The sequence below is a fragment of the Pseudomonas syringae group sp. 26L6 genome (genome assembly GCF_032587815.1).
GTDB lineage: Bacteria > Pseudomonadota > Gammaproteobacteria > Pseudomonadales > Pseudomonadaceae > Aquipseudomonas > Aquipseudomonas amygdali.
In genome coordinates this window covers 178,902-192,201 of the sequence record NZ_JAWHPJ010000001.1, presented here as the reverse complement: position 1 = coordinate 192,201, position 13,300 = coordinate 178,902, and the positions used below count along the sequence as shown (strand labels likewise).

Genomic DNA, 13,300 nt, shown 5'->3' with positions numbered 1-13,300 from the left:
CTCGACGCGCTGAAATGTCATCGGGGATGCCCGCCAGACGGCGTAGGAAACATCTCTTTCTCAGCATCAATAACTATCTACGACCTGACGCCCGTTGCTTCTGATTAATTGAGGCCCATCGTCGCCGGCCCGACGGCCGTCGCTCAAACCTCAGCGCCTGAAGCGCGCAATGGAACGCCTGTCATGACACAAACACTGTCCTCTTTGGCTATAACGCCTACACCACTGAAACCTGCCGATACCTGGCCTGCCGCCTCCGCCGCACTGAAAAGGCTCGATGAACTGCGCACACTTCTGGCCATCGAGCTGAAGGCCCAGCCTGGCCCGGGCGAAGCGCTGTTGACTGCGCTTGGCGGTTCCGATGTTTCTGAACGGGAACTGGAAATATTCAGCCTGCTGCAACAGACCGATGACTACTGGACAGACCCTGGCAAAAACGCTGAAAGCCGCCGCGACCGGCTTGTACCTGCCTTGCAGCGAGCCTTGCGTGATGAAGCCAGCGTCAGGATTCACGAGCGTGATCTGGAGAGTGGCTATCTTGTCTGCCTGCCGGACTCGCCCGATCAAAGCCCGGCGCTCACTTACGCCTCGCTGCATGTGCAACTGCACGATGACGAACACGTTGAAATGGCAGGCGCGCTGGCGATATCCGAGGAACAGGGACGCACGCTGCTGATGTTACCCGGGCTCGGTATCATGGGCTTTGCCACGCAGGCCCTGATGCTCGCAACCCTGACGCGCTGGCTCAACACAGCGACGTTGCAGGATGCTCTTCTGAACACGATGGAAAGGCGTCATCAAGATCAGCTTTTCAAGATCATCCAGGACGCCGACCTTTACCTTGAGCCATTCAAGGCTGAAGACCTGCAACTACAGCCGGTCACCACCCCCCCCTTCATGCATGCCCTGGATCGCCTGCTGAACAAGCAGCGCAATGACATTCGCCATGCGTGCGAACGACCTGATACTGAAGACCGGGCAACACGTCAGGCGCTGATTCAGGCAGCCATCGACATGCGCCGCCTGCTTGGCCCTGCCTACATGCTCGAACTGCGCGAACTGACCAACAGGCAACGTCAGTATCATCGAAGCCTGCCGGACTGGATGAAGATAGCCAGCGAAGCCGACCTGCAGACCTATGCCTGGCACTTGCGACACTACGATGAGGCGCATGCAGCGATGCTCAGCGTACTGGGCATCGCGGCCTCTCCAGAACATTTTGCCGAAGCACGTTTGCGCACCCGGCTGGCCGATGACCTGGGCCATGACCTGGACCCACGCGCATTGACCATCGACACGCGGCGCACGCTGCCATCCACGAGCGAGACCTACCGCGTGACATGCTCACTGGTCGAGCTGGCACTCTATGGCCTGCACCCGGAAGACGAGAGTGCAGGCTCGGACTTTATCGATCACACCGTTATCACTCTTGATGGCAAACCGCTTGATGCAGCCTGCTCGGCATTGAATCCGGCTTACCTTGCCGGAGTGATCGATGAGCTCGATCTGCGGGCGGAGTTTGGCGAGTTTCAACGCAAGGCTTACCAGCAAGAGCACAACCGGCAAATGCTCTGCGCACTGGCGCGAACCCGACTGACCGCGCAGGGTTGGGCGGCGAAGATGCAGGGGCATATCCAGCCCGGTGATTTCGCCATGGTCGCGGCACTGACCGGCCCGGCAGCGCGCGCATCCGATCCAGCATTGCGTGTACAACAGATCAAACTCAACAACCGCAACGTGATGGCCAGATTGCTGGTGTTTCGCAAGCAGGGTGCCGAGGGGCGTACGCAGCGGCTGATCATGGTCGCCACCGATGCACCCGGGCAGCAGTACTTCAAAGCCTTCGACACTGAAACCCAACTGCTGCACGAGGTGGTCGGCTGGACTGCTTCGCCATCAATGGTCAACTACCTGCTCGATCAGGTGGAAGTGGATGCCCGTGCGGCACTGGCAGAGCAACTGACGGCACTGGCACTCAAACCCCAGCCTTCGAAAGACTTCATTCAGTTTATTGATCATGCGGACTGCGAGTCGGCCTTGCGCCGCTTTACCGACGAACAGACCCGCATATTGCTTTCCGAACAGGCCAGGCATACGCCGGACTGGTACCTGCGCGCCAGTCGCGCCCAGCGCCGGGAACTGTTGGCCCTTGAACAGGCCATTGGCGGAGCGCTCGACAACTATCAGGCGCAGCCACACACGGGAGTCAAGCCATTCCAGGATTACGTACACCAACGTGCCAGCCAGCAAATCGGCAAGCTGCTGAACGTACCAGCCGGCACGGTAGACCCCGACCTGATCGTAATTACTACCGAGCGCGAAACACTGACCTACACCGACATGCTGCTCAATGGCTATGACGACAGCATTGACCCCTTGCGTGCTTCCGCAGCAACCAACGCGACGTTCAGCGGCCCGGAAGGCATCGACGTGAGCGCGCTGTCAGCTGCTGCCGTTGCAGGTTCGGTGCGCGGTCAGTGGCTGGCGGACGAGTACATTGCCTTGATCAGAAACACCCTGCTGAACAGCGAAAGCGAAGGCTATGCCTATCGTCGCCAGTTCAGCGTGATGATCACGCAACTGCAGATGCAGGCAGCGGCATTGCGCAGCGTGCTGAAAGGTCATATCGAAGCAGCGCACTATGCGTGGTTGAAACAATCTCTGGATAACGCCCACCTTGACGACACCGCCTCCCGCGAGCGATATCCCCTCTACCCGCTGCAAGTGCATGTGGACAAACCGTTTATCGCCTCGGGGCTGACCGGCGTCGATCAACTGGTCATCCCCAGCACGCTGCTCACCCACGTCGAAACCGTGCAGGGCTGCCTGGTGATCCTGCCGACACAGACTCGCCATGCTGCGCTGCTCTACACGCCACAGGCGCCTGACGGTATCGAGTTTCGTCTGTTCAGCGACTTTGTGCGCTCGCTCGTTAGCGAAGGCATGATCGATTACTACAAGGATCGCTGCCGGATCAAGACGCGCCGAACCTTGTCGTTCTTGCTCCGCGACATGCAGCAGGGTAAGGCCAACAAACCTCCGGTCATTCCCAAGGCATTCATTTCAGACTTCGCCGATACCTGTTTCAACAGGCCGCTGGAGCGCAGGTTGCGTGATGTGGAAGAGACCACCACCGGCCGCAACGACATGCTCGTCCGGCTGATCCGGGTCAGCGTCGAGATAATTGCTACCGCCTTGACCCTGCCGTTCCCACCGGCAAGCTTTGCGGTTGGCAGCCTGCTTTCATTGCATGACAGCGGGCAGGCAGTTGCCGCCTTGACTGAAGGCGACCAGCAACGCGCTGCAACATACATGCTCTCGGCACTCTTCAACGGCATCGGCGCAGGCAGCGACTTGTTGGTTGGCATTAAGGGCTTCGGCGGCGTATTGCATCAGCTTGAGCACGGTCATCAATCAGCGCCGGTCCTGCGCTCGTTCCAGCGCCAGTCCTCGCTGCCGCGTTACGAGGACCTGTACCCGGTTGAACTGCAGGAGCAGGTTTTTCTGATCGGCAAGCCCAACGCCCATGGTCACGCTGCAGTTTTCCATGCACCCCACGTCGCCTCGGCGCCCCCGATGGCAACCGGTCAGTTCGCCCTGCGAGAAGCCGCTGGTGCCTGGCAGCCACTCCTGCCACCGCCCAACGCCTTGGCGCGCGCGCCTTCCGGGCTGCGCACCGACCTGGCAGTCGACGTTTCGCTGGATAACGTGCCACGTATCACCGACGGCCACGCGAAAGGCGTGTACGCACTCAACGGAAAAAATTACATCAGGTTGTCAGGCAACACCTTTCAGGTTCAATACGATGCGCATCTGCGCTGCTGGCAGATCATCGATCCGGCCAATCCATTCGCATTCTTCGGCAAACAGCCGGTTCGCCTGAATGAACAGGGCCAGTGGCTGGTCGTCGACCGGCGCTTGCGCGGCGGCGGGCTGGACGGTCCGGGGAACTATAGGCCACTGCCTGAAGATGCCGCCGCAGGCTCGCTCAACACGTTGATCGACTATGAGATGCCAAGCACCATGAGAGCGCATCTGGACATCGTCATCAGCAAGGAAGTCTTTGACCCGACCGGCGCAGGTCTGGAAATCTATTTCGAGACCTATTTCACGGAAATACGCCAGACCTTTACAGCGTTTCGGGAAAAGCTCTACCAGGACGCTCAGGCATTTTTTGCCCGATTTTCTCCGCCGCCCAGGCCGACACTGCCCGCTTATGGCCTGCCCGGTAGAGTCGAGACGCTGATCGAGCACATCTTCACGCACAGCAACGGGTTGGTTTTCAGCGAGGCCCCAAAGTCGGTAGCCAGCAAGCGCCTGCTCCTGCTTAACATGCCTTTGCTGGCAGAACAGCGTGTCGAGGTCCTGTACATCGAACACCTGCTCACCGACAAACACCTGCTTAAACTAAACAGATATCGCCATCTGGGCAAAAAGAGTCGCTCTGGCTCTCATGAGCTCAAGTACTACCTGCACGACGTCAATCGCGGCGCCTTGAACAACTCGAGCAGCGAATACGACTACTACCACCTGATCAAGGAAGCCCACCGTCACGGCATCGAAGTGCGCCCGTTCAGCTCGTCGATAAGCTACCCGTTTTTCGGCCATTCGGTGCTGGCCGCCGCTGATGATCCGGCAGCGGCCAGCAAAATGAGCAACTTCTTCGGGCACAGGCTCATCAGCCAGGACATCGCACCCGGCTCTTCCAAACGCTGGGTCGCACTGCTCGACCAGAAACTTGCCACGACGCATGATCAGGCGCCCGGCATTGCCGAGATGCAAGGAGTCGTCAGTGTGCATGTTCAGGACATACCGGCAGGACGCCCGACCCGCATAAGTGAAGGTACCAACGGGCCGCATCAAAACACGCCGACTCGCTGTGACTTCACCATTGCGTTTGCCGACCCTGCACTGCCGGGCGTTCCGCTGCCCCCCGCCACCCCTGTGGATGACATGCTGATCCGCGAGCTGAGGGGCTCCGTTGCCGAGGGCGAGCATTGGGCGGGCCAGTACGGGTTTGTCCACGGCGAAAACACTACCTGGCTACGCGTACCACCCGAAGAGTGGACTGCCGACAGCCCGATGACAGCGATCCAGCAATCCTTGGCCGACGCGACCTATGAGATGCCGCTTGATACCAGAACGACGCTTCATACATTGGCGAACTTCGAAAGGAAAGGGCTCGACATGGAGTATTTCTTTGAAGACACAAAACTCGACACTGTTCGCAATACGTTCGCCCAGCGCCGCAAAAATCTGCAAAAGGACGCCGCCACGATCAGATCAGCCCAACTGCCACCTCGCCCGACATTGCCAGCCATCGAGCCACAGACGAGCACGGCGGGGCTGCTTGAAACCCTGTACCGTCACACGGAAGGCATCGTTATCGGCGAGTCGCATTTTTCTGTTTCGAGCAAGAAACTGATCATCGACAACCTGCCATTGCTGGCGCGGCAAAACGTCAAGACGTTGTACATGGAGCACCTGCTGACCGACCTGCATCAGGCGGACCTGGATCGTTTCTTCGAAACCGGCCAGATGAGCAAAACGTTGCTGCATGACCTGAAAATCCTGGACCGTGGGCATCACACCGACCCGGACAAGGTCTATAACTTCGAACAACTGATCATCAAGGCGCGGCAGTACGGCCTGGAGGTCCGCGCTATCGACTGCGCAAGCAGCTATCACCTCAAAGGTATTGCCAGGGAAGAGTCCATCACCCGCCAGCAGATGATGAATTACTTTGCGTCGCGCACAATCCGCAGGCATCAGGACGTGATGGGTTCCCACAAATGGATCGCGCTGGTGGGCAACAGCCATTCCAATACCTACCAGGGCGTGGTACCCGGTATTGCAGAACTGCAAGGAGGGATCGGTCTGCGGGTTATCGATGTGGCACCAGGGAAATCGACCGGCGTAGTACCGGATCCGGGAGAGCTTGTTACGGGAGGCATAACCAATGAACAGGTCTACATCAAGGGCGATTACCGAGTGGCTATGGAAGTGTCGCGCCCAGAGTCAGCCAGGCTCTTAAGCATTGACCAACGCCTCTTCAAGCCGGGAATGTTTCTGGTGCAACAGGGCGAAGGCGATTTGCAGACCATCGTCCATCGTGCTCGTGACACATGGATTCATCGCACACCGGTGCAGCGCAATGCCGAGGGCAAACTGTATCTGGAGCGTGTGCGTTGGCCGCGTATCCACCTCAAACCCTTCGACGACATGGACGCGCTGGTGACGGCCCTCGAGGCGATGAACCTCACCCGCATTGCCTGAGAGGCCAGGCTCAGTCTGGCGTGATCTTCGGCAAGCGCTGCTCCAGTATCTGGTGCAGCGCACTCTGCACCGGCCAGTTGCGCATAAACCGCGCCCGGTCACGCGCGTAGGCTGCTGCAAAGGACGATTGAGAACTGTGCTGCTGCATGGCATCCAGGTCGATCATCGCCCAGCGATCGGTGTGCCAGAACAGGTTATGCCCCTTGAAATCACCATGACTGATACGCGCCTGGATAAGCTGTGCGAACAGCGTGTCCAGCGCCAGCAGTTCGGCCTCTGGTGCATCACCGGTTGCCACATGGGGAGCGAAGCGCTCGATGATGTCCGGTCCCTCGATAAACTCGGTCACCAGCCAGGCTTTGCTGCGCAAGCCGAGAAAACGCTTTTCCTGAACTGCCAGCGGTTTTGGCGTGGCGATGCCGAGAAACATCAGGCGGTTACCTTCGCGCCATGAATGCCAGGCCCGGCTGGGACGCCAGAAGCGCTTGAGCCAGTGACTGAAATTCTTGATGTTGTAACGCTTGATGACCAGCGTACGACCACTGATTTCGACACGGCATACGCTCGCAGCGCCACCGGTCTTGTACAGATGCCCCTTGTCGAGCAGGGCATCAGCCTGATCAAGTACCGGCAGCATCGCGGGTTCTTCCTCGCGACGAACAGCACGGAACACCGAAGCGCTGTCCTCGACGCTGAACAGACTGCAATCGCGCACGGTCTTGCCCATGAAGTCCTTGAGCCGCCAGCTGCGAACCTTGTCGATCTGCTTTTGCAGCGCCTCCATCGGCAAACCATGTTCGGCGTTGCTCAACAGGTAATGCACCAGCAACTCTTCAGTGAAGGGCTCGAAAGACCTGGGCAACTGGGCGAAGAACACGCCGAGGTTTTCCAGCACCTTTTGCCGGGACAACGGTTTGCCGGCCTGCTCGGCGCGAATGCCGGCACCATCAATCAGGTACAGCCGGCCTTGGTGGCGCAGCAGATTGTCCAGATGCAGATCTTCCTGCCACAAGCCTTTGGCGTGCTGTTGAGCGATGGCGCTCAGCGCCTCGCCGAGCACGGCTTGCTGCTCATCCGCCAGCGGTGGCAGGTCCTGGACAGCATTCCAGGCATCGCCCAGGCTTGACGCCTGCTCCAGAAACTCGAACAACAGCCAGCCACCCTCGCCATCCTGCAAACCGTCGGCCAGCAGCAGCGGAGTGGTCAGCCCCTGTTCGGCAAGCAGACGCACCCCGGCCAGCTCACGCTGAAAGTGCCGGGCCGCCTTGTCGCCCACCAGCAGTTTTGCCAGCACCGTTCGGCCTCGCCAAACGCCTGCGCCCACATAGCGCTGCCCCGGCAATACGCGCAGCAGGGTCAACAATTGCAGTTCAGCCGAACCGGCAGCATCGGCCAGCGTCAGACTCATCGGCAACTCGGGGGTACGTCCGGCATTCTTGAGTTCAGACAAGCGCATCAACGGGTCTCTTTATCATCGCGGTGTTGAAGGTCTCGTTTGTGAGCGCTGCGCTTGCCCAAACGCGCATTCCAGGCATCGACCAGCAAGCTGTCCGGAGTGGCTTGCAGGTATGCCGCCAACAGCTCGCGGCGCTCGGCTTCATGCCACATCGGCGCACGGCGCAGCAGCGGTTCCAGGTCACGGGCAAGATCACGCTTGCCGAAGATCACCGGACGGGTTTTCTCCAGGTCGATCAGTTGCGCCTGATAGCCCTTTCCCACCGCCTGCAGAAAAATATGCTTGGGATAAAAGCAGCCATGAACCTGCCCGGCACCGTGCAGTGTGCGGGCCAATTGGCCGCAGGCGTGAAGTACCGCCAGACGCTGCACGCTCTCCATCTGGTTCCACTGCTGCAACAGTTCGTCGAGATCGGTCCAGCCGTCCAGCGCACGCGTCATGAGGATCGCCCGGCGCTCCCCGTCGACCTTGCGCTCGCCATAAAACACCGCTTGCAGCGCGGGAATGCCCAGCTTGCGATAGCGACTGATATTACGAAACTCACGAGAGAAGGACGGCTCGCCAAACGGATGATGCAACGTGCGAGTCAGGTAATTGCTCTGGCGCTTGAGGTAAAAACCCTGACCCTCCAGGTCGAGGCGGAACACACTGCTCCAGCCGCCGCGCCCGGTATTGGGCTCGTCGACCGCATCGAGCCTGATGTTCCAAAGCGATTCAAAATCAGCCAGGTTGTGACGCGCCAGTAACGGCAGGTCGGCACTGGCAATAAAAACGCTCATTCACGGCCCTCGAAAAAGCTGACGATATGTCGGATACGTTTTTTGTCGGAGGCGTTCAACCGCGTTCGCTGACGGTACTGCAGGTAGAAGCGCAGGCGCTGGGTGGCCGACAAGTGATACTTCGCGACCTTGTCCAGGCACGCCAGATCCTTGGTGATCCGATAGCGCAGCATGAAGCTCCACCAGAATGCGCCATTAGGGCAATCGATGAAAAACAGCCGACCTTCGTCATCAACCAACAGGTTGCGCCATTTCAAATCATTATGTGTGAAATGGTTGTCGTGCATGGTCCGGGTACAGGCAGCCAGCTGGTGACTTACAGCGTCGACCCATTGCTGGTCGGCCAGTCGCGGATCCTTGCGTTGCGCCAGCGCAGACAAGTCTTCGGTATTGGGCAAGCCGCGAGTGATCAGTGCGCCGCGATCATACGCTGCGCCGTTGCGCTCCAGCCCCCAGGCCACCACTTCTGCCGTGGGAATGCCCCATTTGGCAAAACGCTTGAGGTTCTGCCACTCGGACTTGACCCTGGGCTTGCCGATGTAACGGCGCAGGCCTTTGCCCGCACCTACGTAGCGTTTGACGTAGTAGTAAACCCCGGCACGCTCGACGCGGATGACGTCGGACAGCGGGTCGCGGGTCAACTGCTGGCCTTGCAAGGCAAACACGGAATCCAGACTGCCGAAATCCTGCTGCAGAAAAGCGTACTCGGGCTCAAGCTTCCAGCCCGCCATCAGAGTGCATCCCCGTAGCGCACTTTGCGCTGATAAAGCTTCTCGGCCTTCTTCTCCAGCCAAGTCAGCAGCGGCGCCTCCTTGAGCAGTATTTCGCGCAGCGGTTTCTGGAAATAACCCTTGAGAAAACGCAGCTTGTCGCGTCGCGTGAGACCAATGTCCAGCGCTGAAAAGTACAGCGCGGCCAGGTCCTTGTTGCGCCAGCGTGGTGTTATTGCCCGACGCGTCTGGGCACGGTGCAGGTCGATGACCGACAATCTGAAATCGTCAGCGGTGACCGGTGTGTCGGTGTGCAACAGAAAATGACAGATGTAACAGTCGCGATGGTTCACGCCGGCGCGGTGCATCATACCGACCAAACGGGCAACTTCGGCGATAAACGCTCTTTTCAGACGGGGCTCCGGCGGCTCGTTGCGCCAGTTGATACTGACGTCTTCCAGGCTGGTAGTCGGGGCCAGCTCTTCAGTGACAATAAACGAATGCTGCGCGGCAGGGTTGCTGCCACGTTCACCATAGGCCACGGCCGTCATGGTCGGGACGCCGACTTCATGCAGACGCTCGATGGCGTCCCACTCCTTGCCAGCGCCCAGCACTGGCAACTTGGCAGTTGCCAGGTTCTTGGCGATTTCACCCCAGCCGATACCACGGTGGATCTTGACGAAATAACCACGCCCGTCGACCTCGGTGCGCAGCGTGCGGCGTCCTTCAAGCTCGCGGTAGACCTCGCCGCTCAGGCCCTCTACCTCGACGAACGCATCGCGTCCGGCCCACAGGCTCTTGAACGGTTCAGCCAGGAACAGCTTCATCAATAGTGCTCCGCCAGAATCACATCCGCAGCGTGTTGCGGCATGCTGTAAAGGTCCGCTGTGTCAGCAAAGGCCAGGCCATTGCGACCCCAGGCGCTGCGCGCGTCATCATCCTCAAGCATGTCCGACAGGTAGCGATTGAGTTGCACCTGATCGAACGGCTCGTCCAGAACCCGCCCACAGTCAGCTTCGGCTATGTAATGGGCGTACCCGCAGACTGCACTGACCAGAACCGGCAAACCGGCGACCAGTGCTTCAAGCAATACGGTGCCAGTATTCTCGTTGTAAGCCGGATGAATCAGCAGGTCGGCGCCCAGCAGAAAACGCGGAATATCGCTGCGCCCTTTCATGAACGTCACCTGGTCGCCCAGGCCCAGCGCCGCGCTTTGCAACTGGAATACTTTGGGGTCGTCCTGGCCGATTACAAACAGGCGGGTACGCTTTTTGAGCTCGGCAGGCAACGCCGCCAGCGCCTTCAGGCTGCGATCGACGCCCTTTGTCTTGAAACCGGAGCCGATCTGCACCAATAACAGGTCTTCGTCGGCAAGCCCGAATTCCTTGCGAAAGCCAGCACGGATGTCTGGTGCGTCCGGCGGTGCGCGGCGATCCTGGGAAATGCCCGGTGGCAACAAATGAAAGCGCGACGGCGGGGTGTCGTAATGCTTGATGAACAGCGGCTGCTGTACTTCGGAAATCATCAACACCTGAGTTTTCGAGTCTTTAGCAAACACCGCGCGCTCGTAGTCAGCAAAGTGGCGATAACGGCCCCACTTGCGATACAGCGGGCTGCGCAGGTTCTGCGCCTTGTCCTCGAAGCAGCCGTCGGCGGCGTAATACACATCCAGACCGGGCATCTTGTTGAAACCGATCAGACGGTCCACCGGGCGCCTGGCCAGGTCTGCTTCCATCCACGCCGTGAGCTTTTCATTGCGTCGATGATTGAAGAACGCCTTGACCGGCGCTACCAGCACTTCAAAACCGGGCGGCACATCGCCTTCCCAGATCAGGGTGTAGACGCGGATCTGGTGGCCGCGCTGCTGGCACTCCAGCGCAATGCGCATGAAATCGCGTTGCAGGCCGCCAAACGGAAAGTATTTGTAGAGTACAAAAGCCAGTTGCATCAGCCAGGTTCCTTTGCCAGCAACAGCGCGCCCAGTTGGCTCGCTACTCGCTCGGGATTCAAACGAGTGAAGCACATCGGCCACTCGCGTTTAAGGTCGAACCGGCGCTGATCATCGGCGGTCGGTTGGTACGTGCATTTCTTTTGCAGGCAAGGTGTGCAGCCCGGATAGTCGCTGGCCAGATGCACCTGCGACTTGCCATACGCTCCGGTCAGGCCCGGGTTGGTCGGGCCGAACAGGGAAATGGTCGGCACGTCCAGTGCGGCGGCCAGGTGTCCGATTCCGGTATCCACCGCAACGCAGGCCTGTGCGCTGGCCAATACCCGCGCTACACCCGCCAGATTCAATTTCGGCAGCACGTGTGCGCTGTCCAGACCGTCGGCAATGCGCTCGGCGCGTGCCTTTTCTGCCGGGTTGCCCCATGGCAATTGCACCTGCAAGCCGCGAGCCGCCATCAGTTCGGCCAGTTGTCGCCAGTACAACTCGGGCCAGTGCTTGGTGTCCCAGGTTGTGCCATGCAGGAACAGCACGAACGGAGCCTGCAACGTGTCATCCAGAGTCGCCAGCGGCTTGAGGCCGTAGTCGCCCATACCGGACGGCTGTGGATAACCCAATGCCTGAGCGAACAACTGACGCAGTCGTTCGACCGCATGCTGCCCGCGTGGCACTGCAAAAGCGCGGTCATAAAAGCGACTGGCGACCGGTTCGCGTGCCGAGTCGCGGTCCAGCCCCGCCACCGGCGCATCGACATAACGTGTCAGCCAGGCACTTTTGAACAAGCCCTGAGCATCAATCACCAGATCGTAGCGCTGTTCGCGCACCTGCTGTTTGAAGCGCCGCCACTCCCCCGACCTGAAGGTCTGCCAAAGGTGCTTGCGCCAGCGGCGGATCGCCACCGGGATCACCTTGTCGACCGCCGGGTGCCAGGCGGGAATTTCGGCGAAACCCTCTTCCACTACCCAGTCAAAGCGGATGCCGGGCAGCGCTCGCTGCGCATCGGTCAGTGCGGGCAAGGCATGGATCACATCGCCCAGCGAAGAAGTCTTGATCAGCAGTACCCGCAAAATCAGGCGACCTCCACCGGCGTGCTGTTCAGGCGGCTCAGCGCCTGAATCACGGCGTCCGGTTCAAGCAGACGCATACAGTTGTAATGGCCGAAACGGCAGGTACGCTCAAAGCACGGGCTGCACTCGATACCCAGGCGCACCACTTCCACTGCGTCGGCCAGCGGTGGCGTGAAGCCCGGCGAGGTCGAACCGTAGACGGCCACCAGCGGGCGGTTCAGCGCTGCGGCCACATGCATCAGGCCGGAATCGTTGGACACCACCGCGTCGGCACACGAGAGCAGGTCGATGGCTTCGGCCAGCGAGGTTTCACCACTGAGGTTGACCGACTCCTCACGCAGACCGGGAATCAGTTCCTGGCGAATACTCTCGCCGACCGGGTGATCCTTTTTCGAGCCGAACAGCCAGACTTGCCAGCCTTCGCGAATGCTGGCGTCGGCGACTTGTGCGTAATGCTCGGCAGGCCAGCGCTTGGACTCGCCGAACTCTGCACCTGGGCATAGTGCCAGCACCGGACGATCGAGGGTCAGCCCGAACTTGCTCAATGCCGCATCGCGAGTCGCGGTGTCGATGCGCAGGCTGGGCTTGGGATAAGGACGCGGCAACTCGGTGCTCTTGTCGAATGCCAAAGCCATGAAACGCTCGATCATCAGCGGATAGCGCTGTTTGTCGAGGGTGCGCACGTCATTGAGCAGGCCATAGCGGAATTCACCGCGCCAGCCGGTACGCTTCGGTATACCGGCAAAAAAGGGCACCAAAGCGGATTTCAGCGAGTTGGGCAGCAGGATAGCCTGATCGTATTGGCCAGCCAGGGACTTGCCGATCCGGCGACGGGTCGCCAGCTCGAGGGCGCCGTGACCCAGCGGGAAACTGAGCGCAGCACGAACCTGCGGCATGCGTTCCAGTATCGGACGGCTCCATTCAGGGGCCAGCACGTCGATTTCGCACTCGGGATGACGCTGTTTCAGACACTGGAACAGCGTTTGTGCCATCACCATGTCACCGACCCAGCTAGGCCCAACGATCAGAATTTTCATGTTCTATCCAAAAACGACCAGAAACGATCA

Annotated in this window: 8 protein-coding genes; 1 reads left to right on the top strand and 7 read right to left on the bottom strand. The window is 59.7% G+C overall.

Features of this window, described 5'->3' with window-relative positions:
• Window positions 1-183 precede the first annotated feature (183 nt).
• Entirely contained in the window at window positions 184-6,276 is a 6,093-nt protein-coding gene (locus RYA97_RS00765; RefSeq protein WP_057413660.1) for a membrane-targeted effector domain-containing toxin, read from the top strand.
• A gap of 10 nt (window positions 6,277-6,286) precedes the next feature.
• Here RYA97_RS00765 and RYA97_RS00760 read toward each other — a convergent pair whose 3' ends face one another.
• Genes RYA97_RS00760 through waaF form a run of 7 tightly spaced genes read right to left on the bottom strand, consistent with a single transcriptional unit; the run spans window position 6,287 to window position 13,270 of the window.
• Complete coding sequence (locus tag RYA97_RS00760; RefSeq protein ID WP_117140129.1) at window positions 6,287-7,732, bottom strand: lipopolysaccharide kinase InaA family protein; 1,446 nt, start codon at window positions 7,730-7,732, stop codon at window positions 6,287-6,289.
• Window positions 7,732-8,511: a lipopolysaccharide kinase InaA family protein gene (locus RYA97_RS00755; protein ID WP_005743032.1), complete on the bottom strand. Its 780-nt coding sequence runs from the start codon at window positions 8,509-8,511 to the stop codon at window positions 7,732-7,734. Before RYA97_RS00755 ends, RYA97_RS00760 begins: the two co-directional genes overlap by 1 nt.
• Window positions 8,508-9,242 carry a lipopolysaccharide kinase InaA family protein gene (locus tag RYA97_RS00750; RefSeq protein WP_005743033.1) on the bottom strand — a complete coding sequence of 245 codons (735 nt, stop codon included), beginning with the start codon at window positions 9,240-9,242 and terminating at the stop codon, window positions 8,508-8,510. Before RYA97_RS00750 ends, RYA97_RS00755 begins: the two co-directional genes overlap by 4 nt.
• On the bottom strand, window positions 9,242-10,048 hold the full coding sequence (gene rfaP, locus RYA97_RS00745) for a lipopolysaccharide core heptose(I) kinase RfaP (protein ID WP_005743035.1): 807 nt from the start codon (window positions 10,046-10,048) through the stop codon (window positions 9,242-9,244). The genes RYA97_RS00750 and rfaP overlap by 1 nt, the downstream gene beginning before the upstream one ends.
• Window positions 10,048-11,169, bottom strand: a complete 1,122-nt coding sequence (locus RYA97_RS00740; RefSeq protein WP_002551770.1) for a glycosyltransferase family 4 protein — start codon at window positions 11,167-11,169, stop codon at window positions 10,048-10,050. The genes rfaP and RYA97_RS00740 overlap by 1 nt, the downstream gene beginning before the upstream one ends.
• Window positions 11,169-12,233 (bottom strand): lipopolysaccharide heptosyltransferase I, encoded by a 1,065-nt coding sequence (gene waaC, locus RYA97_RS00735; protein ID WP_005778825.1) that lies wholly within the window; start codon window positions 12,231-12,233, stop codon window positions 11,169-11,171. The genes RYA97_RS00740 and waaC overlap by 1 nt, the downstream gene beginning before the upstream one ends.
• A gap of 2 nt (window positions 12,234-12,235) precedes the next feature.
• Complete coding sequence (waaF, locus tag RYA97_RS00730; protein ID WP_002551768.1) at window positions 12,236-13,270, bottom strand: lipopolysaccharide heptosyltransferase II; 1,035 nt, start codon at window positions 13,268-13,270, stop codon at window positions 12,236-12,238.
• Window positions 13,271-13,300 lie beyond the last annotated feature (30 nt).

Bases quoted from the DNA above. Each gene is read 5' to 3' on its own strand.
- RYA97_RS00750 (WP_005743033.1), bottom strand. From the start codon at position 9,242: ATGGCGGGCTGGAAGCTTGAGCCCGAGTACGCTTTTCTGCAGCAGGAT.
- rfaP (WP_005743035.1), bottom strand. From the start codon at position 10,048: ATGAAGCTGTTCCTGGCTGAACCGTTCAAGAGCCTGTGGGCCGGACGC.
- RYA97_RS00765 (WP_057413660.1), top strand. From the start codon at position 184: ATGACACAAACACTGTCCTCTTTGGCTATAACGCCTACACCACTGAAA.
- waaF (WP_002551768.1), bottom strand. From the start codon at position 13,270: ATGAAAATTCTGATCGTTGGGCCTAGCTGGGTCGGTGACATGGTGATG.
- RYA97_RS00760 (WP_117140129.1), bottom strand. From the start codon at position 7,732: ATGCGCTTGTCTGAACTCAAGAATGCCGGACGTACCCCCGAGTTGCCG.
- RYA97_RS00755 (WP_005743032.1), bottom strand. From the start codon at position 8,511: ATGAGCGTTTTTATTGCCAGTGCCGACCTGCCGTTACTGGCGCGTCAC.
- RYA97_RS00740 (WP_002551770.1), bottom strand. From the start codon at position 11,169: ATGCAACTGGCTTTTGTACTCTACAAATACTTTCCGTTTGGCGGCCTG.